The 16,858-nt window shown below is 67.4% G+C and carries 14 protein-coding genes and 2 pseudogenes; 6 read left to right on the plus strand and 10 right to left on the minus strand.

All coding sequences use genetic code 11. The features are described from left to right. Positions 1 to 651: 651 nt before the first annotated feature. A complete protein-coding gene (locus OG878_RS39210; protein WP_328884805.1) occupies positions 652 to 1,446 on the minus strand; it encodes an SGNH/GDSL hydrolase family protein in 795 nt (264 codons plus the stop codon). A gap of 273 nt (positions 1,447 to 1,719) precedes the next feature. Here OG878_RS39210 and OG878_RS39215 point away from each other — a divergent pair, with 273 nt between their 5' ends. From OG878_RS39215 to OG878_RS39225, 3 genes and pseudogenes are all read left to right on the plus strand, one after another. Continuing rightward, on the plus strand, positions 1,720 to 1,884 hold the full coding sequence (locus OG878_RS39215) for a hypothetical protein (protein WP_328891531.1): 165 nt from the start codon (positions 1,720 to 1,722) through the stop codon (positions 1,882 to 1,884). Continuing rightward, positions 1,878 to 2,636, plus strand: a pseudogene (locus OG878_RS39220) (IS256 family transposase); the annotation flags it as partial. The gene OG878_RS39215 and the pseudogene OG878_RS39220, both read left to right, overlap by 7 nt. Before the next feature lie 717 nt (positions 2,637 to 3,353). Further along, positions 3,354 to 4,115: an alpha/beta fold hydrolase gene (locus OG878_RS39225; RefSeq protein WP_328884804.1), complete on the plus strand. Its 762-nt coding sequence runs from the start codon at positions 3,354 to 3,356 to the stop codon at positions 4,113 to 4,115. Between the two features lie 318 nt (positions 4,116 to 4,433). On the opposite strand, the gene OG878_RS39230 is transcribed toward OG878_RS39225, so the two are convergent. Next, the gene (locus OG878_RS39230; protein WP_328884803.1) at positions 4,434 to 5,441 is read right to left on the minus strand and encodes a PIN domain-containing protein; all 1,008 of its coding nucleotides are present in this window, start codon (positions 5,439 to 5,441) and stop codon (positions 4,434 to 4,436) included. A 387-nt stretch (positions 5,442 to 5,828) separates the two neighbouring features. Between OG878_RS39230 and OG878_RS39235 the strand changes: the two genes are divergently transcribed. Continuing rightward, positions 5,829 to 5,957 (plus strand): hypothetical protein, encoded by a 129-nt coding sequence (locus tag OG878_RS39235; protein ID WP_267064037.1) that lies wholly within the window; start codon positions 5,829 to 5,831, stop codon positions 5,955 to 5,957. A 76-nt stretch (positions 5,958 to 6,033) separates the two neighbouring features. Here the strand turns inward: OG878_RS39235 and OG878_RS42480 are convergent, their stop codons facing one another. Beyond that, positions 6,034 to 6,231, minus strand: coding sequence for a hypothetical protein (locus OG878_RS42480; protein WP_443049036.1), 198 nt, complete (start codon positions 6,229 to 6,231; stop codon positions 6,034 to 6,036). Positions 6,232 to 6,658: 427 nt separating this feature from the next. Between OG878_RS42480 and OG878_RS39245 the strand changes: the two genes are divergently transcribed. Next, positions 6,659 to 6,832 carry a hypothetical protein gene (locus OG878_RS39245; RefSeq protein WP_328884802.1) on the plus strand — a complete coding sequence of 58 codons (174 nt, stop codon included), beginning with the start codon at positions 6,659 to 6,661 and terminating at the stop codon, positions 6,830 to 6,832. 156 nt (positions 6,833 to 6,988) lie between these two features. Here the strand turns inward: OG878_RS39245 and OG878_RS39250 are convergent, their stop codons facing one another. The 5 genes and pseudogenes from OG878_RS39250 to OG878_RS42485 all read right to left on the minus strand — a co-directional run bounded on the left by OG878_RS39250 (position 6,989) and on the right by OG878_RS42485 (position 11,202). Further along, entirely contained in the window at positions 6,989 to 7,327 is a 339-nt protein-coding gene (locus OG878_RS39250; RefSeq protein ID WP_328884801.1) for a hypothetical protein, read from the minus strand. Continuing rightward, positions 7,324 to 8,163: a hypothetical protein gene (locus OG878_RS39255; RefSeq protein WP_328884800.1), complete on the minus strand. Its 840-nt coding sequence runs from the start codon at positions 8,161 to 8,163 to the stop codon at positions 7,324 to 7,326. Before OG878_RS39255 ends, OG878_RS39250 begins: the two co-directional genes overlap by 4 nt. Positions 8,164 to 8,510: 347 nt before the next feature. Continuing rightward, a pseudogene (locus OG878_RS39260) lies at positions 8,511 to 8,968 on the minus strand (hypothetical protein); the annotation flags it as partial. A 649-nt stretch (positions 8,969 to 9,617) separates the two neighbouring features. Beyond that, complete coding sequence (locus OG878_RS39265) at positions 9,618 to 9,770, minus strand: hypothetical protein (RefSeq protein ID WP_327340824.1); 153 nt, start codon at positions 9,768 to 9,770, stop codon at positions 9,618 to 9,620. A gap of 359 nt (positions 9,771 to 10,129) precedes the next feature. Beyond that, positions 10,130 to 11,202 (minus strand): IS630 family transposase gene (locus OG878_RS42485; RefSeq protein ID WP_443049034.1). Its coding sequence is split into 2 segments (ribosomal slippage): positions 10,130 to 10,753 and positions 10,756 to 11,202, totalling 1,071 coding nucleotides; the frame shifts between segments, so codons are not numbered across the junction. Positions 11,203 to 11,491: 289 nt separating this feature from the next. Between OG878_RS42485 and OG878_RS39280 the strand changes: the two genes are divergently transcribed. After that, positions 11,492 to 12,697, plus strand: coding sequence for an IS110 family transposase (locus OG878_RS39280; RefSeq protein WP_443049033.1), 1,206 nt, complete (start codon positions 11,492 to 11,494; stop codon positions 12,695 to 12,697). 91 nt (positions 12,698 to 12,788) lie between these two features. Here the strand turns inward: OG878_RS39280 and OG878_RS39285 are convergent, their stop codons facing one another. Together OG878_RS39285 and OG878_RS39290 are read right to left on the minus strand one after the other, a co-directional pair. Next, positions 12,789 to 15,452 carry a DEAD/DEAH box helicase gene (locus tag OG878_RS39285; protein ID WP_328891079.1) on the minus strand — a complete coding sequence of 888 codons (2,664 nt, stop codon included), beginning with the start codon at positions 15,450 to 15,452 and terminating at the stop codon, positions 12,789 to 12,791. Between the two features lie 37 nt (positions 15,453 to 15,489). Next, positions 15,490 to 16,134, minus strand: coding sequence for a hypothetical protein (locus OG878_RS39290; RefSeq protein WP_328884794.1), 645 nt, complete (start codon positions 16,132 to 16,134; stop codon positions 15,490 to 15,492). Between the last annotated feature and the right edge of the window lie 724 nt (positions 16,135 to 16,858).

Raw genomic sequence — 16,858 nt, forward strand, 5'->3', positions numbered from 1 at the left:
CAGCTTGAGGCGGCAATTCGCCATGAGCTTGGTGCCGACCTCTCGCTCGCGCCGATCTCTCGCAGCCCGCCGAGGGCATCACCGCCGCTGCATTTCCTGCGGACGTCCTCGACCGCGACGCGCTCAGGACGCCGCTGCATGGTTCGGCGGCATCGATGTCCTGGAGTACTCCCCGGTGGGTACCTTCGGCCCACCGCCCTGACCACCCCGAGCCAGACGGACCCATCCCACGTACAGCACGAAATGGAGTTCCAGCTGTACGGCGCGATCACCGCCACCAAGTCGCTGCTGCCCGCTGGCGCGAGGCCGGCGCGGGCACCCTGTTCTACACCACAGGCGCCGGCTCCATCGACCCCGTGCCGGAGGTCGGCAACATCAACGCCGCCGCGGCAGCGCTGCGCAACTGGGCGATCAACCTGTACAAGGAGCTGTCCGGGACCGGCATCCAGGCGCCGCCCACGTCGGCGTCGACGTATCCATCGGAACCGCCGTCATCGAAAGCGCGGCCCAGGTGGCCCCGCCCGTAGGCCATCTCCCCCGTCTACTGGGAGCTGCACGCGGCCTGGGCGGGGGGTCGCCGGTCGGGAAGGAGCCCCTGTTCGCGGAGTGCGGCGGACAGGGGCTCTGCGGTGCGCCGGTTCGTGGGAGTGGTCAGCTTTTGGCGTTGAGGACGGGGAAGTAGCCGCTCGAGTGGCCGGTGGCCGTGGGGTGGTACGACTCCCAGCTCGGCGAGGCCACCAGGGCGTGCAGCCAGTCGTCGCCGGAGCACAGTTCGTGTCCGTTGAAGGTGCTGCGCACGTCACCGAAGACGAAGCCGTGGGCGGCGGCCCGGCTGGAGATGACGTTGTCGATGACGTCCGCGGCCTCGTCGATCTTGCGGTGCTTGGTGTCGGACAGGCCGACGCAGAAGACGTTGAGCGTGTACACGCGCGGGTAACCGAGCACGACGACCTTGGCGTTGGGCGCCTTGGCGCGGATCGCGTTGTAGACGGCGTCCAGGCGGGCGGGGAGCGTGTTCTGGGCGTAGGCCTCGGCCTGGCTGACCCGGTTGACGCAGTCGGAGTCCGAGCCGGCCACACAGGTGGTCATGACGTCGGAGAACCCCGCGTCATTGCCGCCGATGGTGAGGGAGACCAGCCCGGTGGTCGGGTTCAGCGGGCCGAGCTGGTTGTTGGTCACGTCCGTGGTCACCGCACCCGAGCAGGAGGTGTCGGCGAACGAGGACGGGGCGTGGGCGTTCTTCCACAGGTACGGGTACGCGCTGAAGCTGCGGTGACAGCCGCCGCTCGCGCTGTCGTAGTTACCCGCGCCGTTGCCGGACGAGTAGGAGTCCCCCAGCGCTACGTACGCCGGGCCGGCAGCATGCGCCGGACCGGTCAGCAACAGGCTGAACACCATCGCGAGGATCAGCGTGGCGAGGGCTGATAACGACTTGGTCGGTCTCACGGAACCTCCCTGACAGGAAAACTTGCTACCACTTGGTAGCAAGCGATCGGAGCCATGGGAAGTGTTCATGTCAAACAGCTTTTCTGACTGGAGCCGGCGCCGGTGATTTTTTCCGACGGATCGGTCGACGACCGCGCCGTGTGCGGTCGGGGTTCGACCGGGGCGAACAACCTGGCCTGATAACGGACTTGCCACCGACGAGTCCGGTGCGGTTCGCATCGTCTCGATACGGGATCCTTGCTCCTGGCGCGGTCGGACAGGGCGTCAGGTGGTGTGGCAGGACCCCGCGTCGTACGAGGTCGCAATCAGCAGCCAGGAGGCCGGGCCGAGCGCCAGAGTCAGGCCGCCGCGGAGGGGGTGGCCGCGTTCGCCGCCTTCCTGGAGCGCTTCACCAGCGACATCGATCGCCCCGAAGGACGTACCCGGCCGCGCCCCTGAACGCCCTCGGCCCCCACCTTCACGGCAATCGCGCCAGAACCAAGATCCGTGACGGCAAGGTGGCGAACCGGCCGATCTACGTCGTCATGGCCGTGACCGTCGAGGGCACCCGCGACATCCTCGGAATCTGGGCCGGCGACGGCGGCGAGGGCGCCAAGTTCTGGCTGCAGGTTTTCACCGAACTGAAGAACCGCGGCCTGGACGACTGCCTGATGCTGGTCTGCGACGGGCTGAAGGGCTTGCCCGACGCGGTGGAAACCGTCTGGCCTCGCACCATGGTGCAGACCTGCGTGATCCACTTGCTGCGCAACAGCTTCCGCTATGCCGCTCGGCAGGACTGGGACAAGATGGCCAAGGCCCTCAAGCCCGTCTACACCGCGCCCAGCGAGGCCGCCGCCACCGAGCGATTCCTGGAGTTCTCCGAAACCTGGGGCACCAAATACCCGGCCGTGATCAAGCTGTGGTCCGACGCCTGGGCCGAGTTCGTCCCCTTCTTGTCCTTCGACGTCGAGATCCGCAAGGTGATCTGCTCCACGAACGCGATCGAGAGCGTCAACGCCCGCATACGCAAGGCCGTCCGGGCCCGCGGACACTTCCCGAACGAGACCGCCGCTCTCAAGTGCGTGTATATGGCGCTGATGAGCCTGGACCCCACTGGCCAGGGGCGACGACGCTGGACCATGCGCTGGAAGGCACCACTGAACGCCTTCCACATCGCCTTCGAGGGCCGCCTCACCCCCACCAACCACTGACACCTCAACAACCAAGATCAGCCGTTAGCTTTACAGACCCGGCCCCGGGTAACCCGTGCCCACATCGCCCCCGCCCCGAACGCAGCGAAGGAATTGTGATGCTCTTCGACGGCGGCCAGCTGTCGGCGGAGCAGCTCGAAGCCGGTTGCAGCCTGAAGAGCTCCGCGCGTTCGAATTCGCCACGACGGATCAGCTCGACAAAAGGCTGACCCCTGCTGGCCCGCCGGGTGAAAGCCAGTATCGATGCCCGCGCGCGAGCAGCGACCGCCTATCTGGAGAACGGATCTGCGGTCAACTGACGGTTGGACGTCATTCGCCTACCTGCGGCAGAAGCGCATCTCACCCCGGCCCGGGATGACCCGGCCACCCTCACCTTGCAGCCCATCGGAAGCCACCTGTGCCGGCGCTCCAACTTCGAGACCTGCTGCGGCCCCGCGCTGGGCACACACGAAGGCCGAGATTCACCGGCGCCGCCACGGAAGAACTCGACGAGTACGGCAAGCGTGACTTCGCCCTGAGCCACGCCAGGAGTCTCGGGAGAGTCCGCACCAGTGCGCTACTGCTCACCCCGTATGCCAGGCCAGACAGTTGAACTCGCCTAGGCTGTAACCCTGTCCACGGCGTTAGGGAGACTCGCAGGTGGTTGCAGGGGAGTACCGGGTGGAAGTGGGAGGACATCGCATCAGCGCCCTCGTGACGGGCTCGGGGGGACCTGCAGTGGTCATCGAACCGGGCTGGGGCGCCACTGTGGAGTCCTGGGAGCCGATTGCCCAGGCCCTGGCCACCGATACGACGGTCGTGACCTACGACCGTCCCGGCTACCGCACCAGCGACCGTGCGCGAGATCGGCGCACCCCTGACGACGTCGCCCGTGACCTGCAGGGGGTGCTGGACGCCGTCGGCGTCGACGGGCCGCTGGTATTGGTTGGCCACTCGGCTGGGGGTTTGTACGCGCGGGCATTCGCGGCGCGCTACGGCGAGCGGGTAGCCGGGCTGGTTCTGGTCGACACCGCCTACGAGGGCCAGTGGCGCATGCTGGCCCGGCACCTCCCCCTCCGGGCCAGGCTGGAGCAGCGGGTGCTCACTCCCGTCGGCATAGCGCTGTCGCGGAGGAAGCCGGGCGGCATCGACCCCCGCACGCTGCTGCGCGAGCTGCGGGGATGGATGAGGCTCGCACCATCCGCGCGCCTGGAGCCAGGGGCACTGGGCTCACGGCCGCTGGCCCTGCTGACCCGTACCCCCGGAGACTTGCTGACCAACGAACTGGACGGTGCCGGAACGGCGGCACCGGCCGCCTGGCGCTGCTGGCATGGCTTCCACCAGGAGCTCGCCCGCCTGTCAGACGACAGCCGGCATGTCGTGGCCGAGCGGTCCGGCCACGACATGCACCTGGACGAGCCCTCACTCGTCGTCACGACCATCCGGGACGTCCTGCGCAGCGCGCGAACCGGGAGCCGGTTGGAGGCAGACCGGGCCTGAGCCCGCCTTCCAGGTGGGTAGCTGACAGGCTGGTTACCGACGCACCCCGTAACCTGCCCGCCGCCTCATGGCGGGCACACGGTGTGCGCCTCCGCCAGTGGGCGGGGCCGCTTGTGGACCGCAGGCCTCCGCCAACGCGACTCTCGCCCCGATCCGCAGGTCCTGGCCTGGGTATCGAGCAAGGAAGCCACTGGTCATCACGAACTGTCGTTGGACAACTTGAAGAGGATCCGCCGCAGCTGACCAAAGATGGATCCCCGAAGAGAGGGGCAGGGACTATCGGCACCGGTTCTGGCGGTAGGGCTCAGCGCTCTCCAGTTATCGGCTGCCGAGGCGGCCGACCTGCCAGTGTCCCCGGCCCGTGACGTCCACGAACATCGCGTGGGCGTTCAGCACGTCCCGGACGGCCGCCATCCGCTCGGTGTGCCCGGCGCCGGGGACGGCCTCGCCCAGGCGCTCCACGATCGCCGTGCGGGTCAGAGGCTCCCGGGACCTGACCAATGTCCGTGCGACCCGATGCAGCAGCGTGGCGCCGGGCGTCCCCAGCTCCGCCTGCCGCCACCGGTCCTCACCGCGGGTGTGCCGCTCGGCGTGTGCGGCCATCCGCGTCGAGACGTGCTCCAGCATCACCGGCCACACCGGCTGCCGCTGCGAGGGGACGCGCGGGCGCTTCCGCTGCCGCCAGTACAGCGCCCCGCCCACCGCCCCGGCCACCACCGCTGCGGCCGCCAGATGCTTCGGGCTGCTCTGCCGGATCACCCCCTTGAACAGGTGCTCCGTGATATTCAGGAAGACGCTGGCCTGCCGTTCCAGGTCGATCATCTTGCCCTCCGTCACCCCCACGTCCCCCAGGGCCGAGCGCAGCTCCCGCCACTCCTTGACCGCGAGTCCACTGTCGACCAGGTCCGCATCGGTCCCGATGATGACCACCGGGGCGATCACCCCGGCCAACAGCAGCATCGGCACATCGGAGGCATCCCGTCCGGCGAGAACCTCTGCCTCGGGGGTCATCGGCAGGCCGGCGGTGTCCACGACGTACAGGACGGGCGCGTACCGGGACTGCCACAACGCCAGTGCCCGCCCCAGATCGAACCGCCCGCCCTCCTGGTGCCGGTCGGCCAGCACCCGCGGCACCTCCTCCCACACGTGAACAGGGATCAGGCACCGCACCGTCCCCGCCCGCGCCCCAGCGACGAACGACGACGGGTCCCGCCGACGGGTGGCCGCGATGATGTCCGTGGTCAGCACGGAGGTGTCCAGCAGCGCGCGGCGCAGCGGCCCGCGCTGGTACAGGGTGCGCCGTCCGGCCGGCGCCAGCTCGCTCATCCGCGCATCGTATTGCGGGCGTTGACCGGCCGGTGCGGGATTCCGGCGCCGCGCGCAGGGCGCACCGCCCCCTCCAGAGAGCGCTGAGCCCTACCGCCTACCGCCCTCGGCGCAGGCCGCGATGGCACGCGCTCAACCTTCGGCGACAACAATACTGATCTAAGGGCTGTCCCGTAACCCCTGGCGGGCGCACGACGACAGCTACGGCACCTCGCCGCGTTGTCGGAACGCCCGTATACGCCCAGTATGCGGACGTCCCTCCGCCTTGCGATGCACCGCATCTGACGCCGCGCTCTGATCCACCCGGGATTACGGGACAGCCCTTAGTCTCGACGTGATGTTTCGAAATCGAGACGGTGAGGTTGGCTCGAAAGGAAGCAGCTCACCATGCCCAAGAAGGCCTCCACCTCCAGCAGCGGCCGCGGACGTAGCGCGATCACCGGCAAGTTCGTCAAGCAGTCCACCGTCAAGCGTCATCCCAAGACCACGGTCAACGAGACCCCCAAGAAGAAGTAGGTGTGTGGACGGAGCCCGTCCGCACACCCATTCCGAAGAGAAGGTTCACCGGGCAATGGTGAACCTTCTCTTCCGTTCAGGCAGATGCCTTCGCCCAGTCCATGCCCAGCGCGGAGAGGGCGTCGAGTTGGGCGGTGTCCAGCCGGTCCCTTCTGGATTTGGTGTTGGAGATCCATACGCCAAGCTTCACGATCACCGGCTCTGCCTCGCCGTTGACCGTGATCTCTTCGCTGTGCCCGCGCGGTACCGGCCGGTGCGTGCCTTTCCGCTCCACCCACTGCGTGAGGGCGGTCAGGCCGCGTTGGAACGCCGCTTGGGCTGCTCGGGCCCTTCGCCGTAGGCATTGCTGCCGGGACAGGGGACGGGGCCTGGTCGGGCTGTACGCCCAGCTTCGACAACCGCTCCTGCTGCTCGGGGAGAAACTGCGCCCAGGCGCCCGGGTTCTCTGTTACTCCGGGAGTCTGTCATCAGGGGCAAAGGACAGCAGCACTACCGGCTCGCGGACCTGTCTGATGACATGGCACCCGGTTTAGTCGGTTGTGGCACTACCGCTTCAAAGGCTGGGCCTGGAGCGGCTTTACACAGTCCAGTAGGGGTGCCGCGCGGGAGCAGCGGGCCTCGCCCACGTCTCCCGCATGGCCGTCACCGCCCCAGCCGGGGCGGTACGACCGAGACCGTCCCGCCTGTCTGGAGACACCAGCATGTCCTCGCTCAACCTGCTCGTCGCGCTGCTCCTTGTCGTCGTCACCATCCAGACGGCGCTCGCGCTCGCCTACCTCGCGCACCGCCACCCCGGGGCCATCCAGCCGCTCGCGCTCGCCGTGGCTGGCACCGCGGTCATGGTGGCCGTCGTGATGCCGATCGCCGCCCGGTGACGGCACGCCCGGCGCAGAGCGGCGCCGTGAGGGACCGCTGAAGGTCCGTGATGTGCTGGAAAGCCCTTCAGGACCGGGTGACACTCTCGGCCTGCGCTCCAAGGTGGGAGCGCAGGCCGAGAGCCGTACGGTGCGGCAGGGCGTCTCTGCCCCTCATCACGGCCTGGCGACACCTGTGGTCGCCAGCCGGACCTTCCTGCGCTTCCGGACCCACTTGATCCAACTGAAGATCGCACCGATAGCGAAGGAGACGATGGTGCACACCGGCGCGAACTGCCTCGCCAGCTCGAGCACCTGGTCCATCCGGAACCGCAGCAGGAGCCCCACAGCCGTGCAGAGGAACACGACCACGGTGGCCCCCACACCCACGTGGTGGTCCTGAACCCATACGTCAGCGGCGGTCAGCCGACGCCGCGCGAATACCGACACCCTTTTCAGCACCTGGGCAGCACGCCACGTCCGTGCGCGGACAGCCAGGAAATTGAGCCCGCTCACGCGGCAACCTCCTCGGCCTGACGCGGCGCCTTCCGCGTGTGCAGTTCCCTCGGGATCCAGATACGGCCATCGGCCGCGGCCTGGTAGAGCGCCGTCCTGAAGCGCGTCAGCCGATTCCGCACGGTCCCGTGGGGCATGTTCAGTTTGTCGGCGATCTCCGTTCCCCCGAAGCCCATGACCGTCAGCCGCACGACGGCCTGAGTCGCCGGCGTCTGCTCATCGAGGATCTCCTCGAAAGCTGTGCCGAAGATGTCCTCCACCACGTAGTCGGTGGTGGCGAGCAGGCGCCCGATGCCCACCTCGTTCGCCGCGTCCTCCGTGAAGTCGTAGACGGAGTGCAGGCGCGCCCACTTCACACGGGCCTTCGCCCACTCCACGTACGCCCGGCGGAACATCCAGACGCACAGGGTGATGAAGTACGACGTCAGGCAGCTGGCCCCACGGGGACCGTTGTGGTCCGCCCTCCAGCCACGCCCCTTCTTCAGGTCGCGCTGAAGCTTCTTCAGCGCCTTCATCACCATGTCCACCATGATGGTGTCCCGCGCTTCGCTGCTGCTCTTCAGCAGGGCCAGGTCGTCGGGGTGCATGATGAACCCCCGCCCGTGACGCTCGGAATGCTTCTGGGCGAGCCGGGCGAGCGTTCCCTTGCGGAGCATTCCGAGCACGATCGGCTGCACCTCTCGGTACAGCTCGTCCTCGAACACCTTGTAATCCCGCCCCTCGAACCGGTGGTAGGCCAGTTCCTCGATCCGCTCGGCGTCGCGTCGGATCCGAGCCGCCCGGTCCTCGGCCAGGTTCGCGGTCACGATCTCGTTGATCTCGTCTTCTGCCCTCATGGCAGAGCCCCCCTCGGTCTGGTCCCCTGCCAACCTCGACGATGTCTTCCTCGCGCGAGGATGGTTTGGAGATGCCTTGTTGTAGAGGAGGTATGTGCGAGCAGATCCTGGAAATGTCACCCGTGTTTTGAACTTTTCTCAAAATAACGAAGCGAAATCTTGGGGAACGGCTCTGACCAGGGCAAATGCGAGCCGTGGTCAGGCCGGCGAACCGACCGTGCCCCTGGCCACCCTCCAGGAGGCGCTGTTGGTCGGCCGGACCACCGCGAGCGAGCTCCGCATAGCCGCGCTCGCTATCCGACCGGGGCCACCACGGACCCAGTCGTTCTCGTGCTGGTCCAACACCGGTCGATGTCGACGTCGGGTGCGTATGTGACTATCGATCCTGCGCCGGAACCGCGGCCGAGGCTCACCGCGATGCCGTTGTTCTTGGTCCGCATGATGAAGTCGGCGACGACGAGGAAGTACATCGGGGCCCCAGCTTGGTGATGACGTCCACCTCGTACTTGTCGGGGTCGGAGAGGTTCTTGCCGGTCTGGATGCAGAGCATGGCGTCGTGCGCGGTGGCCTCGTGAGCGTAGGTGTAGTGCGAGTCGTTCGTCACGAGCGGCGGGATGTTCAGCTTCCGGCCGATCTCCAGGAGTCCGTCGCGGACGCGGCGCTCGATGCCGTGGTCCATCAGCTCCAGGAAGTACCTGCCCTCGCCGAAGATGTCCTTGTAGTCGGAGGCCGCCTTGACCGCCTCGTCGAACTGCCCGAGCCGGTCTGCAACCTCGCCGGACGGGCACCCGGTGGAGACCGCAAGGAGATGTCGGCGTTGTGGTCCGTGTGGGAGTTGGCGTACATGCCCGGGAGCTTCCATCTGCAAGATGGAACGGGACGTCTCGCCGAACTTGCCACCGACGTCCAGCTTGGTCACCTTGGCGAAGACGTTGACCTCGTCCATCCCCATGGCGGTCTCGACGAGCTTGTAGGTGAAGTCGACGGCCTCGATCGCGTACTCCACACCCTCACCACCGACGCCGCTCGCCGCCAGCCACCGGTTGTTCCTAGAGGCCCCCGCAGATCCGCCTGCCCCGGCGCCGACGACTTCGCGAGCACTGGCCCGCTCCGGCGCGGGGATCAAGGCCTCAAGCGCCTTCTGGAGGACCGCGATGTGCTCACCACTGGTCGCCAGCTGCGCCCGCAGGTGTTCCGTCTCGGCCTGGGCGAGCTGGCGGCCGTGCTCGGCCACGCCGGGGCGTGCTCTTGCGCTGCGCGACTCCGGGAGTCTGTCATCACCTCACCATGCCCCCGGCCGGACCCATCTGGCCTGGGCGTACCACCGCCGGGCGGCCAGCTGAACGACCGGCCGGATGTCAGCGTGCGCCGACATGATGAGGAAGATGATGAGGTCGATGTCGTTCTGCACCCGGTAGCCGGGTTGCGGGACCGGGTGCAGAACGACGGGTTGGTCAGAACCGCATCGTGATCCAGGCCAGTACCTCCTCGGCGAAGTACTGGCCGAAGACCTTGCCGAATCCGCTGAACAGTCCGAGGAAGACGGCTCCGGCGACGGTGCTCAGGACGCGGTGCCTTCTGATGAAGCCGCGGATGGTTCCCCACACACGTCGCGTGCGAGCCCAGACCGGCGCGGAACGCCGGGCGATGAAGGCACGGGAGGCCACCCGCCACGCCGTCCAACGGGGGATACGGGTCGACGGCAGGCCAGGCGGCCCCGTAACCTCGGGGTTGGAACTGATAGGTCTTCGTCCTTTCGTGAAGTGCTGAAGTTGCTTCGAGGCCAGGTACAAGACCCGTCGGACTGCTGTGTGGCCCCTCGTTGGCGCGGGGGGCCACAGTCGTTTCACCTCCAGGTAATCGACCGAACCGGACTGCTGTGCGCTGAGAACCCGTTGGCGCGGTGCTCCGCCGAAGACGTCTTCTCTCCTCGGCGAGGCCGCTCTGCGGCGCGTTACTGAGGTTTTCAGGGTGGGGTCGGCGGGTTGATGGCCAGTCTTGTGGCGGTGAGACAGCCGTCGATGAGACGGGGCCGGAGTTGGATCCTGCGTAACTCGCTGCGGAGCTTTCGGTCGAGGTCGTCGGGTGTGGTGAAAGCGGTGTTGGCCATTGCTCTGCGCACGAGTGACCAGACGGCCTCGACGGGATTCAGGTCGGGTGCATACGGCGGAAGCCGGACGGTGGTGAGCCAGTCGTGTTCGGCCTCGTACCGCTTCAGCCCCGTGGCCAGGTGGGTGTTGAGATTGTCCCAGACCACCACGATCGGTCCGTCGAGCTGGATGTGTGCCCGCACCAGGAGGTCGCGATAGTCCTGCCAGGAGAAGCTCTTGCGGGCGTCCTTGAGCAGGAGGTGTGTGCGGGGCCGGTGGATGAGACGGCTCTTCTCGCCGGCCTTGTAGCAACACAGCGCGGCAACCGAGGTCCGGCGGCGGGACCTGCCACGCACGCGGATGACGGGGGTGTGCCCGCGCCGGCCCCAGGTGCGGGCACGGGGCGGCGTCATCGAGAAACCGGCCTCGTCCTCGAAGACGATCCAGGCCCCAAAGGCCGCCGCGAGCCTTTTACCCGGGGCCAAACCTCCTTCTTCCACAGCTCCACCGCGTGCTCGTCACGCTCCAGTGCTCTGCGGGCGGGAGCCTGCCAGGACCAGCCGTGCCGTTTCAGCAGCCGCCACACCGTCGCCACCGACAGGCTCACTCGCAGCCGACGGCGGATCACCGCCTGGACCCGGACCAGGGTCCAGCGTTCGTCTTCGAAGCCGTGCGTCGCCGGGCCTTTGCCGAGTTCCTCCTCCAGCACGGCGAACTGGGTATCGGTGATGGTCGGTGAGTTCGCCGGACCCGCGGAACGCAGGCCCTCCATGCCGCCCTCGCGCCAGGCACGGCGCCAGCGCTCCACCGACCGCACGCTCACTCGCAAGTCCTTCGCGATCACCGAGGTCTTCTCACCCGCCGCGAACCGATGCCCGGCCTGAAGCCGGATCTCCTCACGAAACGCCCGACGCTCAGCGGTCAGGCCCCCACCCTCCGAATACCTCACCCCACCGGCATACCGCAGGGATCATGAACCGTCACCACCCGACGACAACACGAAAACCTCCTTACGTTGTTGGTGGGTTGATTCCGGTCACTCGTAGGATCGGGAGGCCCAGGGGCACTGGGTGTGGCTGTCAACCTCATGCCGCAGGAGTGGCTTCTACTGATTGGCCGCCCGGTGCCCCGCGACGACTCGGCCACTGATTGGGATGCGCGCGACAAGATCGCTTGGTAAGGACACGCTGGCGAGGTCGTCTGCTGGGACAAGTACTGGGACGACTTCGGAGGTGGCCATGCCCGAACTGTGGGCCGGTACGGATGCTGGCAAAGCCGAGCATCACTGCGTGGTGATCGACTCCGACGGTCAGCGGAAGCTGTCGCGGCGGGTGGCCAACGACGAGACCGCACTGCTGAATCTGATTGGCGATGTCCTCGCTCTGAGCGAAGACGAGCCGGTGACCTGGGCGATTGATCTCAACGCTGGTGGTGCCGCGCTGATGATCGCGCTGCTGACCGGCAACGGGCAACAGGTCCTCTATATCCCCGGTCGCACCGTCCATCACGCCTCCGGCTCCTACCGGGGCGATGGGAAGACCGACGCGAAAGACGCCTTCGTCATCGCCGACCAGGCCCGCATGCGCCGCGACCTCCAACCGATGCGCCACGGCGACGACATCGCCCTCGACCTGCGGATCCTCACTTCACGGCGGCTGGACCTGGCTGCGGACCGGACCCGGGGCATCAACCGGCTGCGGGCCCAGATGCTGGAGTACCTCCCCGCTCTGGAGCGGGCCTTCGACTACAGCACTTCAAAGGCTTCCCTGGTGCTGCTGACCGGCTACCAGAGCCCAGCCGCCCTCCGGCGGATCGGCAAGAACCGCCTCGCCGAGTGGCTGAAGAACCGCAAGGCCCGCAACTACAAGCTCGTCGCGGCCACCGCCGTCGAAGCCGCTGAGGCCCAGCACACTGCCGTCGCCGGGGAGAAACTGGCCGCCACCATGGTTGCCAAGCTCGCGAGGGAAGTGATGGCCCTCGATGAAGAGATCGCCGAAACCGACGTCCTGATCGAGGGCCGGTTTCGTGAACACCCGCATGCCGAGGTCATCCTGAGCATGCCCGGCATAGGGCCCGTTCTAGCCGCGGAGTTCATCGCCCACACCGGCGGAGACATGAGTGTCTTTGGCAGCCCTGACCGCCTCGCCGGCGTCGCCGGCCTGGCCCCGGTTCCCAGGGACTCTGGACGGATCAGCGGCAATATGCGCCGCCCACGACGCTACTGCCGGCGCCTGCTGCGGGTCTTCTACATGTCCGCGCAGGTCGCTGCCCGCTGTTGCTCTACCTCGAAGGCGTTCTACGAACGCAAGAGAGCCGAAGGCAAGAACCACAGGCAAGCAGTCATCGCCCTCGCGCGGCGTCGATTGAACGTTCTCTGGGCCCTCATACGCGACGGCCGAGTCTTCGAGATCACCGCTCCGCCCAAACCTGCCGTCCTCGGATGAATCGCTCACAGCGCGTCACCGGATGAGATTGACAACTTCATTGGGAATCAGTAGCCGACCGTGAGCGCGACGGCCGCGATGACGACGCCCCTCATGTCCAGCGCATGCCGATGGCGGTGAGCTGTTCCGCCCGCTCGGGCGCCAGTGTCGCGGCCCTGCTTCGCTGGTTGCTGATCCAGGCGCCGAGTTTCAGCTGCACGTCCCGCTGTTCCTGGCCGTCGCGGTCGTCGCCGTCGCTTGGGCCGCCCATGCTGATGGTTTCTACGTGCTTGCGGGGGACCTGCAGGTGTCCCTCGCGCTTGTAGTACTGCTGGGCGGCGGCCAGGTGCGTGGCCCATTTGTCGGCCTGGCTGACCCGTGGCTTTGGTTTCTCGTTCTCGCTGGCGGGTGTGATGCCGAGGATGTGTTCGCACATCCATTGCTGCACCGCGGTGAGGCTGCCCCATCCGAGCCGCTGCGCCCGTACCCACCGTCCGAGGTCTTCGCCTTGGCGTACGACGTCGCCCGGCGTGGTGGGTGGCGTCCCGCCGGCGTCAAGGTGCTGGCGGGTGAGGTGGAAGCACCGCTGCCATGTGACGGGCCATGCCGGGCACCAGGCGGGGTCGATGTCTTCCAGTTGCTCGCGCCGCTCCTGCGACATTGCCCCGGGCGACGATTGGGCCGAGAGGCCTTCGGCACTCCGCTGTTCGTTCTCCTGTGTCTTTCGGGCGGCGGCCCGCTGGTTCTTCAGCCAGATGCCCACCGTCGCGTCCTGGAACGTGGCGTCCAGGGGCGCGAGCAGGTGTCCGTGTTCGGTGGCCCATGCGCGGGCGGCGGCCAGGCCTTGTTCCCAGGCGAGGTCGTAGTGGGACCAGATCATGCCGAGCTTTTCGAGCTGTGCGGCGCGGTCTTGGTTCATGCGACCTTGGGCGTGGAAGCGGCGTGCGTCGGCGATCCACTGGCCAAGTGGAAAGCTGTGCAGCGGGGTCGGCCATACGATCTGCCCTGCCCCTGCCCCTGCCCCTGCCCCTGCCCCTGCCCCTGCCCCTGCCTCGGCCCTTGCCCTTGCCTCGGCCCTTGCCTCGGCCCCTGCCTCTGCTGCGCTGCCTAGGGTCCCGTTTTCAGTGTCTGTTTGTCCTTGGGTGGGGATTCGGTAGGTGAATGGGACGCGTAGGTCGCCATGCAGTCGGTGGTAGATGACAGCGGCTTCCACACCGCGGCGCCAGTGCTCGTGTTCGGGGTTGAGGACGCGGAGGTTGATGAACGCGGCCAGCTGGGCGGGGTTGCGGGGTGTGGAGAATTTCAGCAGGGCCTTGGCCGGGCTGCTGACGCCCTCCCACGCCGCCTGCTGCTCCTGGTCTTCGCCTTCTTCGCCCAGCTCGCGGCCCTTGGGGGAGCGGCTGGGGGCCTGCTGTTCGGCGAGGGCTTCCACGATCCGGGTGTCGTGTGCGCGGAGGGCTTCCAACAGCTTGGCCAGTCCGCCGTACGCCCGGGACGTGAGCATGTTGTCCGCCGTCTCCCCGGGCCCCAGCAGTACGGGCACCACGAGGGAGGCGGTTTTGCCTTCGCCGGGCTGCATCCGCAGGGCACGCCCGACGGCTTGGACGAGGTCGGGCATGGAGCCGCGTACGTCGGCGAAGTACACGGAATCGCATCGGGCTGTGTCGACGCCTTCTCCGAGGACTTTCACGGACCCCAGATAGCTCTTCTCGACCACGGTGCCGTCGCCCGTGATCCCGGTAGCGAACTCGTCCAGCACCCGCCTGCGATGAAGCGGCTTGTGCTCCCCGCACAGCCAGTTGGCCCAGACCGTCTTCGGGTACAGCTCCGGATCCGCCACGTGCAGCCGCTGAGCGACGTCCGGCAGGCCGGCCGCGAAAGCCTCGGCCTCCTTCACCACGTGGTGGAACACCAGCGTCCTGCGGAAGCCCTCCTCGGCCGACGCCTTCACCAGGGCGGTCTGCAGAGCGGCGAGCCGCGCCCCGCGTACGGCCTCGGACCGGGCCTCACCACCGAGGAGCTGCGCGGCCTGGAGCTGTGTGTCGGTGACGTCGACGCATACGACTTGGTAGGGGGAGCAGATGCCCCGGTCGATCGCTGCCGAGAGCGTCAGCGTGTAGCAGCGGCTGCCGAACGGGCCGTTTGGATCGTCGTCCATCGAGGCCACCAGCTCACCCGGCGCGCCCTGTTCCTGGTTCTCGTCTCCGAGTTGCCACAGCCGGGGTGTGGCCGTCATGTAGAGGCGCCGCAGGGCCGGGATTTTCTGGTTGTCGTGGACGACCGCCCACGGCTTGCCGATCCGCCCGGAGGTGCGGTGCGCCTCGTCGACGACGATCAGGTCCCAGCCCGAAAGGCCCGCGGTGTGCGCGCGCTCCAGCGTGCCCAGACCGAGGGAGGCGTAGGTGGCGAACACGGTGACCTTGTCGAAGGGCCGGGTCCACTCCACCAGCTCGTCCACGTCCGTGGTGTTCGGGAAGGACACCTCCTCACCCCGCAGCGATGACACCCCGATCATCGGGCCCGTGCGGCCGCCTTCACGCCACGCGGCCTCGGTCTGCGCCAGCAGGTCCAGCGAGGGGACGAGGACGAGCACACGCCCCGCGTGGAGCTCCTGCGCGCTGCGCACGGCGACGAGAGTTTTCCCGGATCCGGTTGCCATGATGACCTGGGTCCGGAGCCCTCGCTCGGGCACAAGTGATCTTGCAGGGAATTCGAGAGCACGGATAACCGCGTCGACGGCCTCTCTCTGATGCGGCCGGAGTGTTTTCTTTTCCATCGAGGCGTCTCTTTCCCAGAAATCCTGCTGCCCGTCTCTACCGCCCGTGTGCCGCCTTCAGCGCGGCGTGCTGCGCGTCGACGGCCGCGGTGAGGGAAGCGTGTAGCTGCCCAAGGAAGCTCCCGAGGTCTTCTGCAGCGATGCTGCAGCCGCTCTCCTCGAGCTCGAAGGTGCTGCCCGTGAGGGCGCCGGCGGTGAGGTGGTAGACGTATCCGCTGGTGTGGCCGAGGGCGTACATGGCTCCACCGCCGTCTGTGGCGAACACCGACACGGTGTCATCAACAACACCAGTGAGCCGGTTGGGATAGTTGCCTGCAGCGACCTGGGCAATGAGGGACGAGGCGTCATCGATCCAGATCCCGTTGCCGAGGTGAGGCAGCTCTGCCCCACCGAGATGCCCGTAGTACTCCAGGAGCGGGCCCGCCACGCCCTGCCGGGCCAAGACTTCCACCAACACGGGACCCTCTCCGGCGGGGACGCGGCACACAGTGTGCTCCCCGGGCAGGTACCCATGGACCGCCTCGAAGTCGGACACGAACTCGACCCCGAGCAGCTCCATGTCCTCATACCATTTCCTCAGACCTGCGAGGTGCACTCCATCACTCCTCGGATCAGGGAGGGCCACAAGTTCCAGACTATATCTGCAATTAATTTTGAAGCAAACCTTGTGCACTCTCACCATCACAAACACCCGACAGGTGCTGCTGCCGTGAAGAACACACCGCTCAATCGCAGCACACCGAGACCCCTGCAGTTCTCACCCCCCACGCCCCCACTGACACCCACTCAGCCCCCACACCCGGACAGCGACCACCGCCCCTCGGGCGGATGGTTTCCGACCACCCGTCACCACATGATGAGCGAAGCCCGTAATCGCACAGACAGGGGAACCGCAGGGGAGTCACGCCATCCGACGACAAGACAGACGCCCTGCACGTGGTGGAGCAGACGATGAGGACTCGCATGGTGTGAGAGGAGGTCTGCACGTCCCACTGGCCCCGCCCTTTTGACGAAGTATTGGAAGCACTGACGGCAGCTGCTCACCGGTGAGATGTGCCGATCGACCCCTCCTCCGCCAAGAGGGCCGCCCCGGAGATTCATGCAGGCTCCCGAGAGCGACCACCCCTGCTGCTGCTCGGGCCGCAAGGCCCGCAAGTGTGCCGCGCGAAGCGTGGCACACCCAGTGACGCGGAGCGTCACCAGGTGGCTGGAGCGCAGCGCAGGCCACCAGCCGGCCGAAGGCCGGCCCCGCACCCGCAACACGGTGCACCCGCACTGCAGTTGCCCCCGAAGCGAAGCGAAAGGGGGCAACGCGGTGAGCAAAGCGAACCGCTCCGTTCCCGCGAAGCGGGAACAACTGGGCTGCGAAGCAGCCCAGTTCCTTGCACATCGCGCAGCGATGTGGT

The sequence above is a fragment of the Streptomyces sp. NBC_00316 genome (assembly GCF_036158715.1).
Taxonomy (GTDB): Bacteria; Actinomycetota; Actinomycetes; order Streptomycetales; family Streptomycetaceae; genus Streptomyces.